The sequence below is a fragment of the Aureimonas psammosilenae genome (assembly GCF_009176975.1).
GTDB classification, from domain to species: domain Bacteria; phylum Pseudomonadota; class Alphaproteobacteria; order Rhizobiales; family Rhizobiaceae; genus Plantimonas; species Plantimonas psammosilenae.
The window spans coordinates 91,345-111,968 of sequence record NZ_WEZG01000012.1 but is presented as its reverse complement, the minus strand read 5'-3'; the positions used below and the strand labels follow the sequence as shown (position 1 = coordinate 111,968).

Sequence of the window (20,624 nt, the reverse complement as noted above, 5' to 3'; positions counted from 1 at the left end):
TACCTTGAAAAGTGCCGATTTGGCGGCTTCGCTGGTCGTGGCGATCCGGACGGGTTACACAGCCTCCGACAAAGGGTCGCAACGCTTCAAGCAGGAGAACCGCATGAAAAAGGTGCGCAAGGCCGTGTTTCCGGTCGCTGGACTCGGGACACGTTTCCTTCCGGCCACGAAAGCCGTTCCAAAGGAGATGCTGACCGTCGTCGACCGTCCGATCCTGCAATATGTGGTGGACGAGGCGCGCGAAGCGGGAATCGAGCAGCTTATCTTCGTGACCGGCCGCAACAAGGGCGTCATCGAGGACTATTTCGACGTTCAATACGAGCTGAACGACACGCTGACGCAGCGCGGGAAGACGAAGGAGCTGCAGCTTCTCGACTCCATGCAGCCGACGGCCGGCCATGCGAGCTTCACCCGCCAGCAATTGCCGCTCGGTCTCGGCCATGCCGTCTGGTGCGCCCGCGAACTCGTCGGCAACGAGCCCTTCGCCGTGCTTCTGCCCGATGTCATCATGCAGGCCGAGCGCGGGTGCCTCGCTTCCATGATCGATCTCTATGGGACCTCCGGCGGCAACATCCTGTCCGTGGAAGAGGTCAACCCGCGCGAAGCCAACAAATACGGCATCGTCGGTCGGGCCGGCGATGTCGGCAACGGCTTCAAGATCGACGGCATGGTGGAAAAGCCGAAGGTGGAGGAAGCGCCGTCCAACCTGGCGATTTCCGGCCGCTACATTCTCCAGCCCGAAATCTTCGACATCCTGGAAACGCAGGAGCGCGGCGCCGGCAACGAAATCCAGCTCACCGACGGCATGCTCAAGCTCGCCGATGCGCAGGACTTCTTCGGTTACGTCTTCACCGGCAAGACCTACGATTGCGGCAGCAAGGAAGGCTTCATCAAGGCCAATGTGGCCTATGCCAAGGCGGATGATGCCATCTGGTCGAAGGTCCGGGACGATCTGGCCGAACTGGTCGGCTGAAAAGGATCAGTTAGCCGGGCGAAGACTTGCCAGCGAACGAGTTTCATGAACACTCGCAGCGAGTGCTTCCTGTTCGAGTTCGTGCATGCGCAAGATCGTTTCCGGCTTTTTGGTTCTCGTTCCGGTCCTGTTGGCCGGATGCGTGACGAATGAGGGCGCAGGCGGGGCCGACCGGGCCTCGCCGGCATCCACCCAGACGCCCGCCGAGGCACTCGCGGCCTGCGTCGAGCGCACCAAGACCATTTCGCCGAGCGCCATGCAGAGCGCTCGCCAGATCATGCGGGTGAAGACGAACGAGGAGGCCGCGCCGCTTCTTTGCACGAGGCTCACCAAAGCGCTCGCGGAAGGGCGCATCGATCACCGCGATCTCAAGTGGGACGATGGCCCCAATCCCCAGTCCAAGCGCTTGATCCGCGCGCTTCAGACCCCTTGAGCCGCTGGGGAAGCGCCGCTCCGTTCCGTCAATGCTGGAAGCGGATGCCGAGCTTCACCGATTCGACACCGTAGTCTCCTTCTTTCCCTTGCCGGTCGACGTCGCGGTGCGTGGCGAGCCCGGTGAGGGCGAGGGAGCGGTTCAGCCAATAGGTGAAGCCGGCGCTGACGCCCCAACTGCGCTCGGTATCGGCCGCGAGTTCGCTGTCGCGATAGCCGCCGGTGAGGCCGGCATCGAGCGCCAGTCGCGCTGTCGCGCGGTGGCTGAGAGCGACGCCGCCCTCGTAGAGCGTGGCCGTGGAGGTGCCGAGCGGATCGGGGTCGAAGGTCGTGGTGGCCGTGAAGGCGACATCGGTGCCGCGTCGGGGCGACCAGAAGAGTTTGGCGTCGAAGGTCGGTGCGCCCACCGCATCGATGGCGTCTTCGTCCGGTCGGTTGCGCGCATAGCCGGCAGCGAACTCGCCGCGCACTTTTTCGCCGAGATCGAAGCCGATGCCGCCGCGCAGGATTTCGATGGTGGAGTCGCGCTTGAAGCTTGAGGAACTCTCGTCGAACACGCGACGCCCCAGCCCGCCTTCCACGAACGGCGCGAAAGCCGGTGAGAAGCGGTAGCCGACACGCGTCAGGCCGGAATATGTGCTGAAATCGGGGTTCGATGCGCCGGGTTTGTCGGCGGATGCGGTTTCGCGCAAAGCCGCGAGCGTTCCGCGGATATACGCTCGGCCGAATTCGTGCTCGACTTCGCCCGACGCCCGGTAGTCCAACCGATCCGCCCGATCTTCGACGCCGGCCAGCGAGTCGAGATCGGCGGCGTCCTCCTTGCGATATTCCACGCCGCCCCGCAGCACCGCGGTCGTCAGCCGATCGACGTCGAGGCGAAGCGCGCCGTCCACGGTGACGTCCGGCTGCTCGGTCTCCTCGCCGGCGAAGTTGCGGCGATAGTTCGCCAGGGCCTCGACTTCCGCCGCATGGCGCGACCAGTCCGACTGGAGACGTGCCGACAGAGCGGTATCGCTGAACGCGCCGCCTTCGCCGCCGCGCTTCGAGTCGACATTGCTGGAGAGCCCAAGGCTCTGCTCCACCGCCGTATAAAGCGTGAAGGCGCCGAGCCGCAGCCCGAGCGGCGCGAAGGGATCGTCCGATGCTGCCGGCCCTGTCTGGCGCAGCGGCAAGGTGCGCTGGTTCAGGCGACTGCCGATCTGCTCCAGGCGCGACGGGCGGATCGGCGCAGCGGGTAGGGAGCCGTTCCGCAGTACCCGCGCTGTTTTTTCGTTTGAATCGAACGCTTCTGCCATCGGATCGGCCGGCACTGCGAGCGGTCCGGCTTCCGGAACGGGCTCGTACGCGGCGGAAGGCGGCGTTTCCGGCGGCGGGCTGCCGATCGGCTCTGCCGGCATGGCGGCCGCGTTGGAGGGCGTTGCGCGGGCGGCAGGCGAGGGGCCTTCGAACAGGTCGAAGCGCGGCCGCGCGGGCGGCGTCGGCGAGCGCTCGTTCCGGTTTTCGTCATCCTCGGGTGACGGTTCGGCCGGTTCCTCCTTCAGCGCGGCCGTTCCTTGAGGAAGCGTCGTCGGCTGGTCGATCGAGAAGGAAGGCGCGTTTGTCCCTCCGTCGCCGTCGCGTTTGAACTGGCGGAGGATGTCGAGGTCGTTGCGGCGCAGCGATCCGTCCTCCAGATCGTCCATCGGCGCGGCTTCCTGCGCATGGCCATTCCCCGCAAGGCCGAGCGCCATCGTCGCCCCGGCGACGCAGCCAAGGACGATGCGACGAAGGCCGCCATGACGGGCATGGGCCGTTGTCCGGCCGCGCGAAGGAATCAAGATGGGGTCCGATACGAAGGCTGTTCGCCGCGAAGACTAGGGGGCCAGCATTACGGCAAGCTTGTCCTCACGCTTGAAGCCTGCGCGGACCGGCGCGATATGCGCAAGCGAGCCGCCAGCCGCGAAGGACGCGAAGCCCAGTCATGACTCCCATCGACGACAAGACCCGAACCGAACTCGAAGCGGCTGCCTTTCGCCGTCTGCGGGACCATCTGCGCCAGCGGACCGACGTTCAGAACATCGATCTGATGAACCTTGCCGGCTTCTGCCGAAACTGCCTCGCCAACTGGTATCGTGACGCCGCCGAGGAAAACGGCCTTGCCATGAACAAGGACGAAGCGCGCGAAGCGTTCTACGGCATGCCCTATGAGGAATGGCGCAAAGCCCATCAGCGGGAGGCCTCTCCTGCCGCGCAGGAGGCCTTCGAAACCCGCCGGCACGGCTGAGGCAAGGCATTTCGGGGTAGGTCCTTCAACGCGCGCCTTTTCGAAGCGCGTCGGTTTCTGCTAGAGCGCGCCCATTCCCGCCAATGAATCGGCGACGCCGCGCTCGACGCGCGAGCGGAACCATGGGCGCAACGGAACGGAACGGAAAAGCCGATGTCGGATGTCGAGGGCGTCGCCCAGGACCAGCTCAAATCTTTCGTGGAGCGTATCGAGCGCCTGGAAGAGGAGAAGAAGACGATCTCCGACGACATCAAGGACGTTTATGCCGAAGCCAAGGGCAACGGCTTCGATACCAAGGTGCTGCGCAAGGTGATCGCGATCCGCAAGCAGGACCAGAACGAGCGGGCCGAAATGGATGCGGTTCTGGACCTTTACCTTCAGGCTCTCGGCATGGCCGAATAAGCGGTCCGATCTCAGAGATCGCTCAAACGGAAAGCCCAGCCTGCGGGAGCAGAGCCGGGCTTCGTTTTATTTGGGGCAGGCAAGCCGGGCGCATGCGCCCGGAAAGTTCAGGCGCGCGCGCCGCGACGGCGCTTGTGGCCGAGGCCCATCTGCTTGGCGAGGCGCGAGCGGGCGGCGGCGTAGTTCGGCGCGACCATCGGATAGTCCGCCGGCAGGTCCCACTTCTCGCGATATTCCTCGGGCGAAAGATTGTAGTGCGTCATGAGATGACGCTTCAGCGACTTGAACTTCTTCCCGTCTTCCAGACAAACGATGTAGTCGTCCGTCACGGACTTCTTCACCGCGACCGCGGGCTTCGGCTTCTCGACCACGGGAGCCTGCGGGGCGACATGGGTGCGGCCGAGGGCGCCATAAACGTCCGAGATGAGACCGGGGATCTCCGAAACGGCCAGAGAGTTGTTGCTGACATAGGCGGCGACTACTTCCGCCGTCAGTTCCATCAGCATCTCGTTGTTATCGAGGCGTTCGCCCTGGTCCATCGTCTCGCTCATTTCCGGTGATTGTTCCAGCAAGCAGCAGCCGACCCGTCCTATCGGAACGTCTTGCCGCGAGAAAACGTGATTACTGATGCGGCGCGCCCGACAAGGTTCACATGGGCTGCCGATGCCTTCTGTATTTATAATTCAATATTTGATGTCAAGGTGGATATCAAGCTAATGGACTATTTCCCAAGCTCAAAAGCACCCGCTCTAGACCCTTATACATAGACGGAACAATCGACGTTGTCTCGGACAGCTAACGATAACGTGGGGTTTACGCGGAGAAATTGCGAACCTTGAGTTGAGCGACACCAAGGAACAAAAGGTCGCGGATAAAGCCCGGCTTCATATTCGCCGGACATTGAGGTTCATCGCAAGATAACGCGATAGTTTCAGATGGAAAAGAAGCCTAATCAAATAAAAACGGGCGCTTTCGCGCCCGCTCGCCGTTTCCCACTGAAACTTTGCGTGAAGTCGATCAGTCGACCTTGATCATCGGCATGAAGTTCACCGCGGAACCGGCGAAGCGATCCGTCGAATAGGACGTGATCGGATCGGAGGTGAAGCCGGTGGCCAGGACCGAGGTCGGCGTGTTCCGAACCAGCGACGACGCGTTCGGATGGATCATGGCGCGCACTTCGTGACGGGCATTCGGGTCCGTCACCAGATCGGCCATGCGAACCTTGTCGCTGATCGCCTGCTGGACCACACGGGCGGCGCTTGTGCCGGTGGCGGCGTTGATGTCCCGCTTGAAGCGGCCTGTCTTGCCTTCGGGCACGGGAAGCTTCACGGCGACGGGTGCCGGGTTGCGCTTGGCCGGGGCGAGTGAGGCGAGAAGCACCTTGTCGTCCGCAGCGCGCCGCGCGCTGGCGGAATGCGGCGGGGCCGCTTCGCGAGCCAAGGTGGCGACGGCATGCGTCTGGGCTGTTGCGATTGCCGCCGAAGCAAGGCTCGTCGCGATCGGCGCGGCGGTTTCCACCGCCGGTGCGGCGAGTTCGGCGACGCTCGGCGCGGCGGGAACCGGAATGTCCCGCAGAACGCTCGCGAAAGGCGGCCGGCTGCGCGGGGTCGGAACGGAATAAGCGAGCTGACCGTCCTTGGCGGCCACGTCCTCGGCGGGGGCCGAGGCGAGGGCGGCGAGAACCGTTTCGCTGTCGGGCGCGACGGGGGCGGTCGGAACGGGAACCTTCATCGCCTGCGCGATCACGCTGGATTCGCGCACGGGAGCGGCGCTCGGCAAGGGCACGCGAGAAATGTCGAGAGCCGCCACCTGAACCGGCTCGGGCTTGGCCTCGCCCGTCAGGGCGGCGGGCGGCACCGGAGACTTCGGCGCCGTCGTGTCGAACGTGTCGCGGATCGGCAGCGGCACCCCGTTCGGCAGAACGTCACGCTTCGGCGTCGGCGCTGCGGCGGCCACGACCACCGGCTCCTCGACCGCCTTGCGCGGGCTTGCCGCCGGCTTCATGATTTGCTGGGCGGGCGACGCGCGGGTCGGCGCGACCGTCGCTTCGGCATTGTCCTCTTCCTCGTCCGCGCCACCGCCGCCGAAAAGCCTGGCGAGCAGCGACTTGCCGGAAGACGATCCGCCCGAACCCTCGCTCACATTGGCGATCTGGATGGAGTCGCCGGACTTGCGGGACTTGTAGGAAGCGAGCGCCTGCTCGTAGCCCGGCAAGGGCTTGCCGTCGGACGGAACATGCAGGGTGTTGCCGTTCGGGAAAACCGCCATGAGCTCCTTGCGGCTCATCTTCGGCCAATGGCGGACGTTGCCGACATCGAAATGCACGAAGGGCGAACCGGACTTCGGATAAAAGCCGACACCGCCGACCTGCATCTTCAGGCCGATGGCGCGCAGCTTGGCGAGCGGCACGTCGGGGAGGGTGAAGTCGAGCGCCTTGCCGAGAACGTGCTGGCTTTCCTTGGCGACGCCGGCGGTGCGCGAGCGCAGCATGCCGTTCGTGTCGGAAGAGCGATAACCGCAGATGACCTGGATATAGGAACTGGAGCCGGACTGGCGGTAGGCTTCCCATACGAGGTCGAGAAGGCGCGGGTCCATGTTGACCGGCTTCTTCTGACGCCAGTCGCGCAAGATCCAGTTGATCTTCTTCAAGCCGTCGGGAAGGTAGCGACCGTTCCGCTTGTAGGTGATCTCTTCCTTCTCGTGCGTATGGAGATGGTAGAACTTGAGACTTCTGGTCTCGGCATTGGCTGCAAGTGTTCCGGTGCAGACGCTGAGAATGCAAATCGCGGCGTAGGAGGCTGCGCGCGACGTGGCGCGGCCGACAGCGTCGGTCAATCCGGTCATTCGGACCTTGTCCCCTCGTCCCGGTTCTCGAAGACGGCTTCCCCAGCAGTCGAGAACTCAAATTGCAAGCGCGAAACTATCGTTCTTTCAGCCGAGAGTGCGGCACGAAGATGACGCTAGCCTCATTTAACCGATATATCAAAAGAAAAGGGTTAAGGTAGGGTAAAGCTTTTCTCGTTCGGGCAAGAATGCGGCAACCATAAAAAAGGTCAATTGCCGGGAATGCGATAGGCGTCGAGTTTTCGGTAAAGCGTCGAGCGCCCGATGCCGAGACGCCGCGCGACTTCCGACAAGCGTCCGTCGTAGCGCTGGATCGCCAACCGGATGAGATCGGCTTCGATATCCTCCAGTTTCCTGATTTCGCCGTCTGCGTCGAAGGCGGAAAGGGCTTGGACGTCCGATGGCGGAAGAAGAGGAGGCGCAACCGGGGCTTCCGACGCTTCGCACGAAGGCCCACGCATCTGGGTCGCGATCTGGGGGAAGTCGCGCGCCGAAAGCTCGTCGCTTTCGGCCAGCACCACCGCGCGGTGCACGGCGTTTTCCAGTTGCCGGATATTGCCGGGCCAGTCGAAATTCCGAAGAAGTTCTAGGGCATCGGGCAGAAGGCGCATCGACGCGCCGGCCCGGTCGCTGGCCGCGAAAGCGCGCAGAAAGCGCTCGGCGAGCGTCCCGATCTCCTCGCGCCGTTCGCGCAAGGATGGAACGCGAATCGCCAGGACGTTCAGGCGGAAATAAAGGTCCTCGCGGAACCGGCCGGCGGCGACCTCGGCCGCCAGATCGCGATTCGTGGCCGAAAGAAGCCGAACATTGGCCGGAACCGAGCCCTGGCCCCCCACCGGATCGACGCGCCCGTCCTGCAACACGCGCAGAAGCTTGGCCTGGATGTCGAGCGGCAGTTCGCCGACCTCGTCCAGAAAGATCGTTCCGCCGTCGGCTTCCAGAAACTTGCCGATGCGGCGCTCGGAAGCGTCCGTGAAAGCGCCTTTCGCATGGCCGAAGAGGATGCTCTCGGTGAGCGAGGCGGGCAGGGCGCCGCAGTTCACCGGCACGAAAGGCTTGGCCGCTCGGGGCCCGGCGGCGACGATGGCCGCGGCCAGCCATTCCTTGCCGACGCCGGTTTCGCCTTCCAGAAGGATCGGAATGGTGGAGGTTGCCGCCGCCCGCGCTTCGCGCAGCGCTCGCGCCATCGCCGGGCTCGCTCCTTCAAGCCGCGTGGCGGGATCGCCCGCGAGCGAGCGGGGGCGACGCTCCCGCGCGGCCGACAAGCGCAGCGCGTCCTCGATGGCAGCGCGCAGCCGTTCGGGCGAGGCGGGCTTCACCACGAAGTCGAAGGCGCCGGCCCGCATCGCTTCCACCGCCGTATCGATGCTGCCCTTGCCGGTCTGGACCACGGCCGGCACGTCGAAGCTCGCGCGCCGCATTTCCTTCAGCACCTCCACGCCGCCGATTCCCGGCATGGAGAGATCCAGGACCATGGCGGCCGGCAAGCGATTCGGCGCGCTCGTGCGCAGTGCCAGCAACGCCGTTTCACCGTCCGCGCATGACAAGGACCGATAGCCCATGCGCCCCACATGTGCTTCCAGGAGGCGGCGCTGAACGGGATCGTCGTCGACGATGAGGACGGTGGTCGGCATGGGATCGACGGGTCTCGCCGGCGGCGTTCGGGGTCCCTACCTTGGCACGAGGACCCTTCGATCGGCTTGACGACAAGGGTTGCCGCGAAGTTAACGAGCATACTCTTCAGCCGAACGGAAACTGCCCCATGCCCTTCCCGACGACCGCAGCATCGGCCAGCGCGCCGACCGCGTCCCGCGACGGGGCGGGTGCGTTGCCCGAATGGAACCTCGCCGACCTCTACCCTTCCATGGACGCGCCGGAGATCGCCGCCGACATCGCGAAGGGCGACGCGATGGCGACCGCCTTCCAGGCGCGCTGGCGCGGTCGCCTTGCCGACACGGCGGCGATGCCGGGCGGCGGCGACCTTGTCGAAGCGCTGCGGGAATACGAGGCGCTGGAGGAAATCCTCGGGCGGCTCGTGTCCTATGCGGGCCTCGTTTATTCCGGCGACACGTCGGACGGCGCCAAGGCGAAGTTCTATGGCGACATCCAGGCCCGCATCACCGAGATTTCCTCGCGCCTCCTGTTCTTCCCCCTGGAACTCAACCGCGTGGCCGACGAGGTTCTGGATCGGGCGATGGCGGACGATGCGGCGCTGGCGCATTTCCGACCCTGGATCGTGGATCTGCGCCGCGACAAGCCTTTTCAACTGGAGGACCGCGTCGAGGAACTCTTCCACGAGAAGGCGATCACCGGGCGCAACGCCTGGAACCGCCTGTTCGACGAGACGATGACGGCGCTGCGCTTCGAGATCGACGGCGAGGATCTGGCGCTGGAAGAAGCGTTGAACCTTTTGCAGGACGAGAACCGCGACCGGCGTCGCGCCGCCGGCGAAGCGCTCGCCAAGGTCTTTTCCGAGAACCTGCGTATCTTCACGCTGATCACCAACACGCTCGCCAAGGACATGGAGATCGCCGATCGCTGGCGGGGCTTCACGGACGTCGCCGATTCGCGCCATCTGGCGAACCGCGTCGAGCGCCCCGTGGTGGATGCGTTGGCAAGTGCGGTGATGGACGGCTACACCTCCATCTCGCACCGCTATTATGCCTTGAAGGCGCGCTGGCTCGGGCTCGACCGGCTGGAGTTCTGGGACCGCAACGCGCCGCTTCCTCACGCGCCCAAGCGCGACATCTCGTGGGACGAGGCGCGGCAAACGGTGCTGTCGGCCTATTCCGGCTTTTCGCCCGACATGGCGGAGATCGCGGCGCGATTCTTCGATCATCGCTGGATCGATGCGGCGGTGCGGCCCGGCAAGGCGCCTGGGGCCTTCGCGCATCCGACCGTTCCTTCCGCGCATCCTTATGTTCTTCTGAACTATCTCGGCAAACCGCGGGACGTGATGACGCTCGCCCACGAACTCGGCCACGGCGTTCATCAGGTTCTGGCCGGGCCGCAGGGCGCGCTGATGGCGCCGACGCCGCTGACCCTTGCCGAAACCGCCTCGGTCTTCGGCGAGATGCTGACCTTCCGCTCCCTGCTCGACGCTGCGAGCGACGACCGCGAACGGCGCGGGCTGCTTGCGGCCAAGGTGGAGGACATGATCAATACGGTTGTCCGTCAGATCGCCTTCTACCAGTTCGAGCGCGACCTTCATGAGGAACGCCGGGCGGGCGAGTTGACGGCGGAGCGGATCGGGGAAATCTGGCTGAAGGTGCAGGGCGCGAGCCTTGGCCCCGCCATTCGGCTCGGCCCCGGCTACGAGACCTTCTGGACCTATATCCCGCACTTCATCCATTCGCCGTTCTACGTCTACGCATATGCCTTCGGCGATTGTCTCGTGAACTCGCTCTACGCCGTCTACCAGAACTCGGAAGCAGGATTTCAGGAGAAGTATTTCTCCATGCTCCGGGCCGGCGGCTCGAAGCATCATTCGGAACTTCTCGCGCCTTTCGGCCTCGATGCGTCCGATCCAACCTTCTGGTCCAAGGGATTGTCGGTCATTTCCGGGTTTATCGACGAACTGGAAAGCTTCGAGCCTTGAGCTTCGGCTTGTCTTGCCAATGTCATAAAGAGCTTTTCCACTAGCGATCAGGCTTGGAAGACAACGCGAAAATTTGACCGGGCGGCGATATATTTTCGCGCGCCCACTTTTAATCGTGGGCCGACTCGATTAGCGCGAAGCGGAAACCTCGAGAGCATCTCCAAGGAAAAGGACCTGCTGCGATGGCAAAATCCTCGCCTTACCCGATCTACGCCGCCATCACCGGGCCGATCGTCCTGCTCGGCTTCGGCTCGATCGGACGGGGCACGCTGCCGCTGATCGAACGCCATTTCACCTTCGACAAGTCGCGCATGGTCGTGATCGACCCGAAGGACGCCGATCGCGGGCTTCTGGACGAACGCGGTATCCGCTTCGTGCAACAGGCCGTGACGCGCAAGAACTACGAAGAGATCCTCACCCCGCTTCTGACCGAAGGGGGCGGGGAGGGCTTCCTCGTGAACCTGTCGGTGGATACCGGCTCGCTCGATCTCATGAAGCTGACGCGCAAGCTCGGCGCCTTTTATATCGATACGGTGATCGAGCCCTGGCTCGGCTTCTACTTCGACGACAAGGTCTCGAACGCCGAGCGCACGAACTATGCCCTGCGGCGGGCCGTCCGCAAGGAAGCCGCCGAGAACCCGCGCGGGCGCACGGCGGTGTCGTGCTGCGGCGCCAATCCGGGCATGGTGTCCTGGTTCGTCAAGCAGGCGCTTCTGGACGTGGCGAGCGAAGTCGGCGTCGACTTCAAGGAGCCGGCGGCGGATGAGCGCCGCCGCTGGGCCAAGCTGATGAAGAAGGCCGGCGTGAAGGGCATCCACATCGCCGAGCGCGACACGCAGCGCGCCAAGGAGCCGAAGCCCCTCAACACTTTCTGGAACACGTGGTCGGTGGAAGGCTTCATCTCGGAAGGCATGCAGCCGGCCGAACTCGGCTGGGGCACGCACGAAACCTGGCTGCCCAAGAACGCCAAGCTCCACAAGCAGGACGGCGCGCCGGCGATCTTTCTGGAGCAGCCGGGCGCCGCGACGCGCGTTCGCACCTGGTGCCCGACTCCCGGACCCCAGCACGGCTTCCTCGTCACCCATAACGAGGCGATCTCGATCTCGGACTATTTCACCGTCCGCGACAAGCAGGACGAAGTGACGTATCGGCCGACCTGCCATTACGCCTATCATCCCAACAACGACGCGCTTGTTTCGATCGACGAGCTGTTCGGCGCGGCCGGACGCATCCAGCCGACCCATCACGTTCTGACGGAGAGCGAGCTGGTGGACGGCTCGGACGAACTCGGCGTCCTTCTCTACGGCCACGACAAGAACGCCTACTGGTACGGCTCGCAACTGACGCTTGCCGAAGCGCGCAAGCTCGCGCCCTATCAGAACGCGACGGGCCTTCAGGTCTCATCGGCCGTTCTCGCCGGCATGGTCTGGGCGCTGGAAAACCCGGAATCAGGGATCGTGGAAGCGGAGGAGATGGATTTCCGCCGCTGCCTCGAAATCCAGAAGCCCTATCTCGGCACGGTCAAAGGCACCTTCACGGACTGGAATCCGCTGACCGATCGGCCGGGCCTCTTCAAGGAAGACATCGACGCCAGCGATCCCTGGCAGTTTCGCAACGTCCTCGTTCACGAGCGCTGATCGCGCCGCACCTTTTCTCATTGGATGGTGGAAAGCCGGCCGATGCGGCCATCTGACGCATCGGCCTTTCGATTTTAGCGGTATTCGTTAGTCTGCTTCGCTGACTAGGATATTCTTCCAGCGACGCGTTCGGAACTATCGAAAAAGTTTCGAAGAGCGGATGCGGAAACTGCATATGCACGATCCGACTTCGTTTTTTCCGCTTGGAGCGGATGGCGAAAACCGGATTCTGTTCTTGCTGAATAGGAGCTTACTCCTATTCTAACTCAACGGTGGTCCGTCTGGGCAAGGAAGCCGTCGCATGAGCCTGACCGAGGACGACGCCGAGCGGAAGCGGGCGGTCCTGAGAGAAGTTCTGGAAGCGCTGATGTCGGGCAAGCTCGGCGTCGTGTCGCGTCACTTCGCGCCGGGGGTCATGTTTTCCAACCGCAGCAATGCCGGCGTGATCGACGGACCCTGGTTCGGTCGGCTGGAAGGAGATTTCCGGCTGGCGGGTGAAGCCGAAACGCGCTCCTTCCTCAACGAACTGATGCAGAAGGCGAAGTACATTTCCTACGAGGAGCGGGGTCTCGTGATTGAGCAGGACTCGGCCGCGTCGCTCTGCAACTGGATGCGGCGAAACGAGAAGGACGGAACGCTCGTCAGCGGCACCACCATGTGGTGGTTCTTCTTCACGTCCGATTCGCGCATCCGCTACGTGGAAAGCATCAGTTCCATCCATTCCGTTCTACCGGCACGCGAACGCGAGGCCGCCGAGGCCTGATTCGTCCCGAAATGTCGTGGATGACCGTTCGGGCGAGCGGTCGGCGGCTGTTGCGCGGATGACAGCGGCGGACGCATCCTCTAGATTTTATTCAAGTTTGATCGATCGAGGGTTCCTTCCATGCGCCGCGCCGCCATCGCCTGTCTCCTTGCCCTGACCGCCGCAAGTGCCGGCTGCGTATCGACGGAGCCCCAGGTCGCCGCTGCCCCGGTTGCGCCGCGCGGCGTCGAGGGAAGCTGGTCTTCCGTCGGCGGAGCGGTCGCCTACAACGCCAATTTCTCGTCGGGCCGCTTCACCTCCACCGAAGCCGGCACGGGCGCGATCCTGGCGGAAGGCACCTATCAAAGCCTCGGACCGGGTCAGGTCACGATCCAATACACCTCGCGTGTCCGCAACACGCGGATCGCGGCCAACTGCAACCAGGTTTCGCCCGACCGGCTCGCCTGCGCCTCGTCCAACGGCAGCCGCTTCGAGTTCACGCGCCTCGGCTGACGGCGCATTCGGAAGGCTTCCAGTCGTTCGGAACCATTCCAGTCGCCCTGCGGCTCATTATATGAGCGGCGAACCGTAGAATCGTCGCGCGCAGGGCGTCTTCATGAACATGCATTCCCCGCCGAAGGATATGCCCGCCATCGGGCCGCTGCCTTCCGGTCATCCCCCCGTCAAGGCGCGCAAGATCGGCGTTCTTCTGGTCAATCTCGGCACGCCGGACGGCACGTCCTATGCGCCGATGCGGCGTTACTTAAAGGAATTCCTGTCCGACAAGCGGGTGATCGAGTGGCCCCGCGCGGCGTGGTTTCCAATCCTCTACGGCATCGTTCTGAACACCCGCCCGAAGAAGTCCGGCAAGGCCTACGACATCATCTGGAACCGCGAGCGAAACGAGTCGCCGCTGCGCACCTTCACCCGCGCGCAGGGTGAAAAGCTTGGCCAGCGGATGGCGGGCGAGCCGAATGTCGTTGTGGATTGGGGAATGCGCTACGGCAATCCTTCAATCGCCGAGCGGATCGATGCCCTTCAGGAGGCGGGCTGCGAGCGCATCCTCGTTTACCCGCTTTATCCCCAATATTCCGCCTCCACCACGGCGACGGTGAACGACAAGACCTTCGAGCACCTGATGACCAAGCGCTGGATGCCGGCCTTGCGCACGGTGCCGGCCTACCATGACGAGCCGGTCTATATCGACGCGCTCGCCCGCTCGATCGAGAAGCATCTGGCCACGCTCGACTTCGAGCCGGAAAGAGTGATCGCTTCCTATCACGGCATTCCGCAGAGCTATTTCCGCAAGGGCGATCCCTATCATTGCCATTGCCAGAAGACCTCGCGGCTTTTGGAAGAGCGTCTCGGCTGGCCGAAGGGGCGGCTGATGACCACCTTCCAGTCCCGTTTCGGGCCTGAGGAATGGCTGCAGCCCTATACGGACAAGACGATCGAGGAGCTGGCGAAGCAGGGTGTGAAGCGCATCGCGGCGCTGAATCCCGGCTTCGTGTCCGATTGCCTGGAAACGCTGGAGGAGATCGCGGGCGAGGCCGCGGAGATCTTTCTCCACAATGGCGGCGAGCGTTTCGCGCATATTCCTTGCCTCAACGACAGCGAGGAAGGCATGGATGTGATCGAAGCCATGGTGCGCCGGGAGCTTCGCGGCTGGATCGACTGAACGGCCAAGCTTCGTTGACAGGCCGCGCAAGCGGGCCGAAAATCGTTGCGAACCCCGCTTCGGGGTTCGCATGCCAAGTCGGGACCGATCGATGTTTCCACGAATGCTCGCCGGCCGGGGCGGCAGGAGCGCGCCGCTGGCGCTCGCCTGCCTCGGCTTTCTTTTCGCGGCCCCCCTTCTGTCGACCGAGGCGAAGGCGGATTTCCGGGTGTGCAACGGCACGCAGTCGCTCGTCGGCGTCGCGGTCGGCTATCGCGCCGAAACCGGTTGGACCACGGAAGGTTGGTGGCAGATTCCGGCGACGACCTGCAAATCCGTCATCAAAGGGCCGCTCTCCTCGCGCTATTACTACCTTTACGCGGAGGATCAGGACGGCCGTGGGTTGTGGGCGGGCAACGTGAACTTCTGCGTGGCCGACCGAGAATTCAAGATCGTCGATGTTAAGGATTGCTTCGCGCGCGGCTTTCAGAAATTAGGTTTCCGCGAATACGATACCGGCGAGCAAGGCAGTTGGATGGTCCAGCTTACTGAAGCGCCACGCGGAGAAGCGACCACGCCATGAGACGCAATCGTCGGGTCAAGATCCTCGCGACGCTGGGGCCTGCCTCTTCGGAGGAGAAGATGATCCGCAGCCTGCACGAAGCGGGCGCGGATGTCTTCCGGATCAATATGAGCCATACCGACCACGACCTGATGCGCGAACTCGTTCGCCGCATCCGTTCGGTGGAAGCCGAGGTCGGCCGCCCGATCGGCATTCTGGCCGATCTCCAGGGCCCGAAGCTGCGCGTCGGCACTTTCCACAATACGGCCGTGACGCTGGATGTCGGGCAGGAGTTCACGCTCGACAACAATCCCGAGCCGGGCGACACGACGCGTGTCTATCTCCCGCATCCCGAGATTCTCGAAGCGGTGGAGGCCGGTCATCGCCTCCTGATCGACGACGGGCGCCTTCAGCTCGTCGCGACCGAGGCGACCGGTACCAGCGTGAAGTGCCGCGTCGTCGCCGGCAACAAGATTTCGAACCGCAAGGGCGTCAGCCTGCCGGACACCACCATCGGCAGCGGCGCGCTGACCGAAAAGGATCGGCGCGACCTCGACGCGGTGTTGGAAGCCGATGTCGATTGGGTGGCTTTGTCCTTCATCCAGCGCCCCGAGGACCTCGCCGAAGCGCGCAAAGTCGCGCGCGGCCGCGTCGGCCTCATGTCCAAGATCGAGAAGCCGCAGGCAGTCGAGCGGCTGGACGAGATCATCGAGCTTTCCGACGCGCTGATGGTGGCGCGCGGCGATCTCGGCGTGGAAATGCCGCTGGAGAAGGTGCCGGGCATCCAGAAGCGCATCACCCGCGCCGCCCGCAAGGCCGGCAAGCCGGTGGTGGTCGCCACGCAGATGCTGGAGTCCATGATCACCGCCCCGGTGCCGACGCGCGCCGAAGTGTCGGACGTGTCGATCGCCGTCTACGAGGGCGCCGACGCGATCATGCTGTCGGCCGAATCGGCGGCCGGCCAGTATCCGACCGAAGCCGTCTCGATGATGAGCCGCATCGCCGAGGAAGCCGAGCGCGATCCGCTTTATCCGGGCATCATCTTCGCCCAGCGCCCGAACCCGGAGCCGACCGGGGCCGACGCCGTGTCGCTCGCCGCGCGGCAGATGTCGGAAACGCTGCGCGTCGCGACCATCGTCACCTATACCGCGACTGGCACGACGGGCCTTCGCACCGCCCGCGAGCGTCCGCAGCTTCCGATCCTGGCGCTGTCGCCGGTGGTCGGCACCGCGCGCCGCCTGTCGGTGTGCTGGGGCCTTCACTGCGTCGTCAGCCAGGACCAGGACAATATCGACGCGATGATCGACACGGCTTGCCGGGTCGCGGTGGAAGAAGGCTTCGCCAAGGCCGGCGACCGCGTCATCATCACGGCCGGCGTGCCGTTGAAGATTCCGGGCTCCACCAACATGCTGCGCATCGCCCATATCGGCTCGGACGGCCTGTCGGCCGTTTGATCGCGCCGATAGCGTCAAGAAACGGAAAGGCCGCCTCAGGGGCGGCCTTTTGCGTATGGGGAGCTCTCTACAGCGCTTGCCCCGCCAACTCGTCCGACAAGCGGTTCACAGCGTCCTGCGCGGGTTTCAGGGCAGGGTAGATTTCCAGCACCTTCATATAGGTCTGGAGGGCCTCGTCTTTCCGGTCGGTTTCTTCGAGGATCGCCGCTAGGCCCATCATCGCGCCGTAGTGGCGCGGTTCCAGCCGCAGGGTGACGCGGATGTCGTCCAGCGACTTGCCGTAGTCGTCGGTCGCGTAGTTCAGCGTCGCGCGCCGGTTCCAGCTTTCGGCATTGTTCGGATCGAGACCGATCGCCTGATCGAGAAAATCGAAGGCGGCGCTGCGATCTTCCTTGGTGATGGCGAGCGTGGCGCGCTGCACGAGAAGATCGACCGTGGCGCTGCCGCTTTCCGTCCATATGGAATTGATCTCGCCGGCGATGGATTCGGCCTTGGTGGCGGAGGCCTCGTGCTTCAACTTGGAGAACAGGTCGTTCAGGCGCTGCGCTCGCGCGCCGGCATCCTCGACGGACTTCAACGGCGTTTCGCCGGATTGCGCCCGAGACTGCGATTTCTCCGGGGCAGCGGGCGGCTGCGCGGGTTCCTGCGCCAAGGCTGCGAGGCCGAGGCCAAGAACGAAAGAAGTGGAAAGCACAAAAGAAAAAGCGCGCATGCGAGGAACTTAATCCCCGCCGCGCGCCCGGCAAATCTAAATTATCGTGAGCGGCCGCTTCAGCAGCGGCCGGCCGATCAGCCCTGGCGGGCCTTGAAGCGCGGGGCTTCCTTGTTGATGATGTAGATGCGGCCCTTGCGGCGAACCATGCGGTTGGCGCGGTGACGGCCCTTGAGCGTCTTCAGCGAGTTCTTGATCTTCATCGACCTAGCGTCCTTTCTCCGGCTCGGCCCGGAGGGCTCGCCGTCCAACGAAAAGCGCGCCGTTTCGGGCGCGCCTGTTAAGCCCGGCTTGGTAAAGGCCGGACCCCGATTTGTCAACGTTCGGGCGGCGACAACCGTGTCACGTGACCCATTTTGCGGCCGGGCTTGCCTTCGCCCTTGCCGTAGACATGCAGCACCGCTTCCCGTGCCCCGAGAAGCGCGAGGGCGTCGTCGATCTCGGACCCGATCAGGTTCTCCATCACGCAGTTCGAATGGCGCTCCGTGGCCCCGAGCGGCAGACCCGCGACGGCCCGGATGTGCTGCTCGAACTGCGAAACGGCGCAGGCCGCTTCCGTCCAATGGCCGGAATTGTGGACGCGGGGCGCGATCTCGTTGACCAGAAGGCCGTTCGCGGTTGCGAAGAACTCGACGCCGATGACGCCGACATAGTCCAGATGTTCCAGAATGCGCGCGGCGATGGCGCTCGCCTCCTGGGCAAGCGCTGGCGTGGTGCGGCCGGGAACGGTGGAGGTGCGCAGGATGCCGAGCGAATGGACGTTCTCGGCCGGGTCGAAGGCCGCGACCGTGCCGTCGATCCCGCGCGCGGCGACCACGGACAATTCGAACTCGAAGGACACCTTCTTTTCCAAGATGCAGGGCACGGAGCCGAGGCCGGCGAAAGCCTCGCCATGCGGGCTGCGCTGGCGCATCGTGGCCTGGCCCTTGCCGTCGTAGCCGAAGCGCCGCGTCTTCAGGATGCAGTCGCCGCCAAGTTCCTGAAAGGCATGGTCGAGCTCCTGCGCGTCGTCCACCGCCCGCCATTCGGCCGTGAGAATGCCGATGCCGTTCAGGAACGCCTTCTCCACCACGCGATCCTGGGCGACTTCGAGAGCCTGCGGCGGAGGAAAAACGGGAACGGTGGCGGCGATCTGGCGAATCGGCTCCACCGCGACGTTCTCGAACTCGTAGGTCACGACGGACACGCGCTCGGCGAGCCGGGTGAGCGCTTCGATGTCGTCATAAGCGCCGACCACGACCTCGTTCGCGACCTGCGCGGCGGCACAGTCCGGGTTCGGGTCGAGAACGGCGATGCGAAAGCCGAGGCGAGCCGCCGAAAGCGCGAGCATCCGCCCGAGCTGGCCGCCGCCGATGATGCCGATGGCAGCGCCGAGGGGGAGGGGGAGTCCGGTCATGCGGCGTCCGTCGGCTCGATGGCGACGGCCTCGCTCTGCGCGGCGCGATAGGCGTCGAGGCGTTCGGCGAGCGGCTCGTCGTGGAGCGACAGCACGGATGCCGCCAGAAGCGCGGCGTTCACCGCGCCGGCGCGGCCGATGGCGAGCGTGCCGACCGGAATGCCCGCCGGCATCTGCACGATGGAAAGTAGGCTGTCCTGGCCGGACAAGGCCTTCGATTCGACAGGCACGCCGAAGACGGGAAGGGGGGTCAGGGAAGCCACCATGCCCGGCAGATGCGCCGCGCCGCCGGCGCCGGCGATCACGACGCGATAACCGGTCGCTTTCGCGCTCCTTGCGAAGTCGAACATGCGCTCGGGGGTTCGATGTGCCGAAACGATCAGCGCGCGGAAGGAGATGCCGAGCTTTTCCAGCGTGTCGGCGGCGTTCTTCATGGTCGCCCAGTCCGACTGGCTGCCCATGACGATGGCGACGTCGCGGCGCTCGCTCACGCGATGATGTCCGGCACGATCTGGTCCTCGACATCCTGAAGCCGGTCCTTCACGGACAGCTTCTTCTTTTTCATTCGCTGCACCTGCAATCGGTCGCAGCCCACCTTTTCCATGGCGTTGATCGCCGCGTCGTAATCGGCATGCTCCTGCCGCAGCCGTGCGGCCATCATGCGAAGCGCCGCTTGTTCCTGATCGGCCATTCGAACCCTTTCGGCCCCGTCGCGAACGGCTTTGCGCCGCCCGAATCCTGAACTCCACGTGATCGATTAGCAGTCCGGCCGCGCTAGGGGAACCGATAGCTTTTGCAAGATGTCGACGGGGCCCAGCTTTTGTGACAGGTTCGTCATCTGAGGTCCGGGATGTGGAGTTGAGGCAGGAACGGGCCTCGGAAAACCTATCGATCGAAAGGAGCGATCATGTCCTTGGATATGCATCTGGCAACGTTGCAGCAGAAGCACGCGGCGATCGAGGCCCAGCTCGAGGCGGCGCACTTAAGCCCGGCAACGGAAGATGTGGAGATCCGCGACCTGAAGCGGCGAAAGCTCGCCTTGAAGGACGAGATCGAGCGTCTGCGCAGCGGCAGCACGCACTGATCGGGTAGAATCGACTTCTACGGAAAAAACGAAGGGCCGGGTGTCGGGACGGGCACCCGGCCCACTTCGTCTGAAGGGCCGCTCAAAGCCAAGCCGACAAGCCTTCCTGCACCAGCTTCAGCCCGACGGGGATCAGAAGCGCGTAGGTGATGAGATAGAACTTCTCGGCTTCCGTCTTCTTCACCAGCCACACGCCGATCACCGTCGCGATCGGGGCGAGGGGCAGAAGCGCGGCGGATGTCGCGAGACTCTGGGCCGAGAACTGCCCGAGCAGGAAATAAGGGACGAGCTTCACGAAGTTCGTCGCGGCGAAGAACACCACCGTCGTCCCCGCGAACACCGCCGGCTGCAGCTTCAAGGGCATCACATAGACCTGGAAGGGCGGTCCGCCCGAATGGCTGACGAAGCTCGTGAAACCCGCGACCGCGCCCCAGAACACGCCCTTCGGCCGGCTGGCTTCCCCCGGCGCGGTCTTGTGGCGGCCCGAAAAGAACCACTGCACCGAGAAGACGAGGCAAAGAATGCCGATGGTGAGGCGGACGCCCGCGTCGGGAATCGAGGCCGACGTCGCGTAGCCGAGCGCGATGCCGATCATCGAGGCCGGCAGGATCACCTTCAGAACCGCCTTGTCGTAGACCCCGCGCCAGGCGACGAGCGCCACAATATCCATCACGATCAGGATCGGCAGCATGATTCCCGCCGCCGTCACCGGCGAAATGGCGAGCGCCATGGCCGGCACGCCGACCATCGAGATCGAGCCCCCGAAGCCGCCCTTCGACAGGCCGACGAGAAAGACCGCCGGAATGGCGACGGCGTAGAACAGGGGATCGGTGATCATGACGGTGGCCCGGCGAGTTCGCCCGTCGCG

General features: G+C 64.3%; 22 protein-coding genes. 12 read left to right on the top strand and 10 right to left on the bottom strand.

Features of this window, described 5'->3' with window-relative positions:
- Window positions 1–103: 103 nt before the first annotated feature.
- The gene (gene galU / locus F9929_RS18705) at window positions 104–973 is read left to right on the top strand and encodes a UTP--glucose-1-phosphate uridylyltransferase GalU (RefSeq protein ID WP_152048068.1); all 870 of its coding nucleotides are present in this window, start codon (window positions 104–106) and stop codon (window positions 971–973) included.
- Between the two features lie 85 nt (window positions 974–1,058).
- On the top strand, window positions 1,059–1,406 hold the full coding sequence (locus tag F9929_RS18700) for a hypothetical protein (protein WP_152048067.1): 348 nt from the start codon (window positions 1,059–1,061) through the stop codon (window positions 1,404–1,406).
- A 28-nt stretch (window positions 1,407–1,434) separates the two neighbouring features.
- Here F9929_RS18700 and F9929_RS18695 read toward each other — a convergent pair whose 3' ends face one another.
- Window positions 1,435–3,222: an outer membrane beta-barrel protein gene (locus F9929_RS18695; RefSeq protein WP_152048066.1), complete on the bottom strand. Its 1,788-nt coding sequence runs from the start codon at window positions 3,220–3,222 to the stop codon at window positions 1,435–1,437.
- Between the two features lie 143 nt (window positions 3,223–3,365).
- On the opposite strand from F9929_RS18695, the gene F9929_RS18690 reads away from it, so the two are divergent.
- Both F9929_RS18690 and F9929_RS18685 read left to right on the top strand, forming a co-directional pair.
- Window positions 3,366–3,668 (top strand): DUF1244 domain-containing protein, encoded by a 303-nt coding sequence (locus F9929_RS18690; protein WP_152048065.1) that lies wholly within the window; start codon window positions 3,366–3,368, stop codon window positions 3,666–3,668.
- Between the two features lie 153 nt (window positions 3,669–3,821).
- A complete protein-coding gene (locus F9929_RS18685; RefSeq protein WP_152048064.1) occupies window positions 3,822–4,070 on the top strand; it encodes a DUF2312 domain-containing protein in 249 nt (82 codons plus the stop codon).
- Window positions 4,071–4,177: 107 nt separating this feature from the next.
- Here the strand turns inward: F9929_RS18685 and F9929_RS18680 are convergent, their stop codons facing one another.
- From F9929_RS18680 to F9929_RS18670, 3 genes are all read right to left on the bottom strand, one after another.
- Entirely contained in the window at window positions 4,178–4,609 is a 432-nt protein-coding gene (locus tag F9929_RS18680) for a MucR family transcriptional regulator (protein ID WP_152048122.1), read from the bottom strand.
- Between the two features lie 478 nt (window positions 4,610–5,087).
- Window positions 5,088–6,914 (bottom strand): DUF882 domain-containing protein, encoded by a 1,827-nt coding sequence (locus F9929_RS18675; RefSeq protein ID WP_152048063.1) that lies wholly within the window; start codon window positions 6,912–6,914, stop codon window positions 5,088–5,090.
- Between the two features lie 209 nt (window positions 6,915–7,123).
- Window positions 7,124–8,548 carry a sigma-54-dependent transcriptional regulator gene (locus tag F9929_RS18670; RefSeq protein ID WP_152048062.1) on the bottom strand — a complete coding sequence of 475 codons (1,425 nt, stop codon included), beginning with the start codon at window positions 8,546–8,548 and terminating at the stop codon, window positions 7,124–7,126.
- Between the two features lie 128 nt (window positions 8,549–8,676).
- Here F9929_RS18670 and F9929_RS18665 point away from each other — a divergent pair, with 128 nt between their 5' ends.
- From F9929_RS18665 to pyk, 7 genes are all read left to right on the top strand, one after another.
- A complete protein-coding gene (locus F9929_RS18665; protein WP_152048061.1) occupies window positions 8,677–10,512 on the top strand; it encodes a M3 family oligoendopeptidase in 1,836 nt (611 codons plus the stop codon).
- A 182-nt stretch (window positions 10,513–10,694) separates the two neighbouring features.
- Entirely contained in the window at window positions 10,695–12,149 is a 1,455-nt protein-coding gene (locus tag F9929_RS18660; protein WP_152048060.1) for a homospermidine synthase, read from the top strand.
- 301 nt (window positions 12,150–12,450) lie between these two features.
- On the top strand, window positions 12,451–12,912 hold the full coding sequence (locus F9929_RS18655) for a nuclear transport factor 2 family protein (RefSeq protein ID WP_152048059.1): 462 nt from the start codon (window positions 12,451–12,453) through the stop codon (window positions 12,910–12,912).
- Between the two features lie 120 nt (window positions 12,913–13,032).
- On the top strand, window positions 13,033–13,404 hold the full coding sequence (locus tag F9929_RS18650; protein WP_152048058.1) for a hypothetical protein: 372 nt from the start codon (window positions 13,033–13,035) through the stop codon (window positions 13,402–13,404).
- A gap of 130 nt (window positions 13,405–13,534) precedes the next feature.
- Entirely contained in the window at window positions 13,535–14,569 is a 1,035-nt protein-coding gene (gene hemH, locus F9929_RS18645) for a ferrochelatase (RefSeq protein ID WP_235919431.1), read from the top strand.
- 103 nt (window positions 14,570–14,672) lie between these two features.
- On the top strand, window positions 14,673–15,131 hold the full coding sequence (locus tag F9929_RS18640) for a DUF1036 domain-containing protein (RefSeq protein WP_235919422.1): 459 nt from the start codon (window positions 14,673–14,675) through the stop codon (window positions 15,129–15,131).
- Window positions 15,128–16,564, top strand: coding sequence for a pyruvate kinase (gene pyk / locus F9929_RS18635; protein ID WP_152048056.1), 1,437 nt, complete (start codon window positions 15,128–15,130; stop codon window positions 16,562–16,564). Before F9929_RS18640 ends, pyk begins: the two co-directional genes overlap by 4 nt.
- Before the next feature lie 67 nt (window positions 16,565–16,631).
- Here pyk and F9929_RS18630 read toward each other — a convergent pair whose 3' ends face one another.
- The 5 genes from F9929_RS18630 to F9929_RS18610 form a co-directional block, all read right to left on the bottom strand.
- Window positions 16,632–17,276: a tetratricopeptide repeat protein gene (locus F9929_RS18630; RefSeq protein ID WP_152048055.1), complete on the bottom strand. Its 645-nt coding sequence runs from the start codon at window positions 17,274–17,276 to the stop codon at window positions 16,632–16,634.
- Window positions 17,277–17,353: 77 nt separating this feature from the next.
- Complete coding sequence (gene ykgO / locus F9929_RS18625) at window positions 17,354–17,479, bottom strand: type B 50S ribosomal protein L36 (protein WP_150970893.1); 126 nt, start codon at window positions 17,477–17,479, stop codon at window positions 17,354–17,356.
- A 113-nt stretch (window positions 17,480–17,592) separates the two neighbouring features.
- Window positions 17,593–18,672, bottom strand: a complete 1,080-nt coding sequence (locus F9929_RS18620; RefSeq protein ID WP_152048054.1) for a 5-(carboxyamino)imidazole ribonucleotide synthase — start codon at window positions 18,670–18,672, stop codon at window positions 17,593–17,595.
- Window positions 18,669–19,133, bottom strand: a complete 465-nt coding sequence (gene purE / locus F9929_RS18615) for a 5-(carboxyamino)imidazole ribonucleotide mutase (protein WP_152048120.1) — start codon at window positions 19,131–19,133, stop codon at window positions 18,669–18,671. Before purE ends, F9929_RS18620 begins: the two co-directional genes overlap by 4 nt.
- Window positions 19,134–19,159: 26 nt before the next feature.
- Window positions 19,160–19,363 carry a YdcH family protein gene (locus F9929_RS18610; RefSeq protein ID WP_152048053.1) on the bottom strand — a complete coding sequence of 68 codons (204 nt, stop codon included), beginning with the start codon at window positions 19,361–19,363 and terminating at the stop codon, window positions 19,160–19,162.
- 216 nt (window positions 19,364–19,579) lie between these two features.
- On the opposite strand from F9929_RS18610, the gene F9929_RS18605 reads away from it, so the two are divergent.
- Window positions 19,580–19,756, top strand: coding sequence for a YdcH family protein (locus tag F9929_RS18605; RefSeq protein ID WP_152048052.1), 177 nt, complete (start codon window positions 19,580–19,582; stop codon window positions 19,754–19,756).
- 82 nt (window positions 19,757–19,838) lie between these two features.
- Here the strand turns inward: F9929_RS18605 and F9929_RS18600 are convergent, their stop codons facing one another.
- On the bottom strand, window positions 19,839–20,594 hold the full coding sequence (locus tag F9929_RS18600; RefSeq protein WP_152048051.1) for a sulfite exporter TauE/SafE family protein: 756 nt from the start codon (window positions 20,592–20,594) through the stop codon (window positions 19,839–19,841).
- Window positions 20,595–20,624: the final 30 nt, after the last annotated feature.

What these genes read in the sequence shown, in the direction of transcription:
- F9929_RS18650 (WP_152048058.1), top strand. Translation starts at nt 13,033, where the DNA reads ATGCGCCGCGCCGCCATCGCCTGTCTCCTTGCCCTGACCGCCGCAAGT.
- purE (WP_152048120.1), bottom strand. Translation starts at nt 19,133, where the DNA reads ATGGGCAGCCAGTCGGACTGGGCGACCATGAAGAACGCCGCCGACACG.
- F9929_RS18600 (WP_152048051.1), bottom strand. Translation starts at nt 20,594, where the DNA reads ATGATCACCGATCCCCTGTTCTACGCCGTCGCCATTCCGGCGGTCTTT.
- F9929_RS18620 (WP_152048054.1), bottom strand. Translation starts at nt 18,672, where the DNA reads ATGACCGGACTCCCCCTCCCCCTCGGCGCTGCCATCGGCATCATCGGC.
- F9929_RS18665 (WP_152048061.1), top strand. Translation starts at nt 8,677, where the DNA reads ATGCCCTTCCCGACGACCGCAGCATCGGCCAGCGCGCCGACCGCGTCC.
- ykgO (WP_150970893.1), bottom strand. Translation starts at nt 17,479, where the DNA reads ATGAAGATCAAGAACTCGCTGAAGACGCTCAAGGGCCGTCACCGCGCC.
- F9929_RS18685 (WP_152048064.1), top strand. Translation starts at nt 3,822, where the DNA reads ATGTCGGATGTCGAGGGCGTCGCCCAGGACCAGCTCAAATCTTTCGTG.
- F9929_RS18610 (WP_152048053.1), bottom strand. Translation starts at nt 19,363, where the DNA reads ATGGCCGATCAGGAACAAGCGGCGCTTCGCATGATGGCCGCACGGCTG.
- galU (WP_152048068.1), top strand. Translation starts at nt 104, where the DNA reads ATGAAAAAGGTGCGCAAGGCCGTGTTTCCGGTCGCTGGACTCGGGACA.
- F9929_RS18630 (WP_152048055.1), bottom strand. Translation starts at nt 17,276, where the DNA reads ATGCGCGCTTTTTCTTTTGTGCTTTCCACTTCTTTCGTTCTTGGCCTC.
- F9929_RS18605 (WP_152048052.1), top strand. Translation starts at nt 19,580, where the DNA reads ATGTCCTTGGATATGCATCTGGCAACGTTGCAGCAGAAGCACGCGGCG.
- pyk (WP_152048056.1), top strand. Translation starts at nt 15,128, where the DNA reads ATGAGACGCAATCGTCGGGTCAAGATCCTCGCGACGCTGGGGCCTGCC.
- F9929_RS18660 (WP_152048060.1), top strand. Translation starts at nt 10,695, where the DNA reads ATGGCAAAATCCTCGCCTTACCCGATCTACGCCGCCATCACCGGGCCG.
- F9929_RS18640 (WP_235919422.1), top strand. Translation starts at nt 14,673, where the DNA reads ATGCTCGCCGGCCGGGGCGGCAGGAGCGCGCCGCTGGCGCTCGCCTGC.
- F9929_RS18680 (WP_152048122.1), bottom strand. Translation starts at nt 4,609, where the DNA reads ATGGACCAGGGCGAACGCCTCGATAACAACGAGATGCTGATGGAACTG.
- F9929_RS18670 (WP_152048062.1), bottom strand. Translation starts at nt 8,548, where the DNA reads ATGCCGACCACCGTCCTCATCGTCGACGACGATCCCGTTCAGCGCCGC.
- hemH (WP_235919431.1), top strand. Translation starts at nt 13,535, where the DNA reads ATGCCCGCCATCGGGCCGCTGCCTTCCGGTCATCCCCCCGTCAAGGCG.
- F9929_RS18675 (WP_152048063.1), bottom strand. Translation starts at nt 6,914, where the DNA reads ATGACCGGATTGACCGACGCTGTCGGCCGCGCCACGTCGCGCGCAGCC.
- F9929_RS18690 (WP_152048065.1), top strand. Translation starts at nt 3,366, where the DNA reads ATGACTCCCATCGACGACAAGACCCGAACCGAACTCGAAGCGGCTGCC.
- F9929_RS18655 (WP_152048059.1), top strand. Translation starts at nt 12,451, where the DNA reads ATGAGCCTGACCGAGGACGACGCCGAGCGGAAGCGGGCGGTCCTGAGA.
- F9929_RS18700 (WP_152048067.1), top strand. Translation starts at nt 1,059, where the DNA reads ATGCGCAAGATCGTTTCCGGCTTTTTGGTTCTCGTTCCGGTCCTGTTG.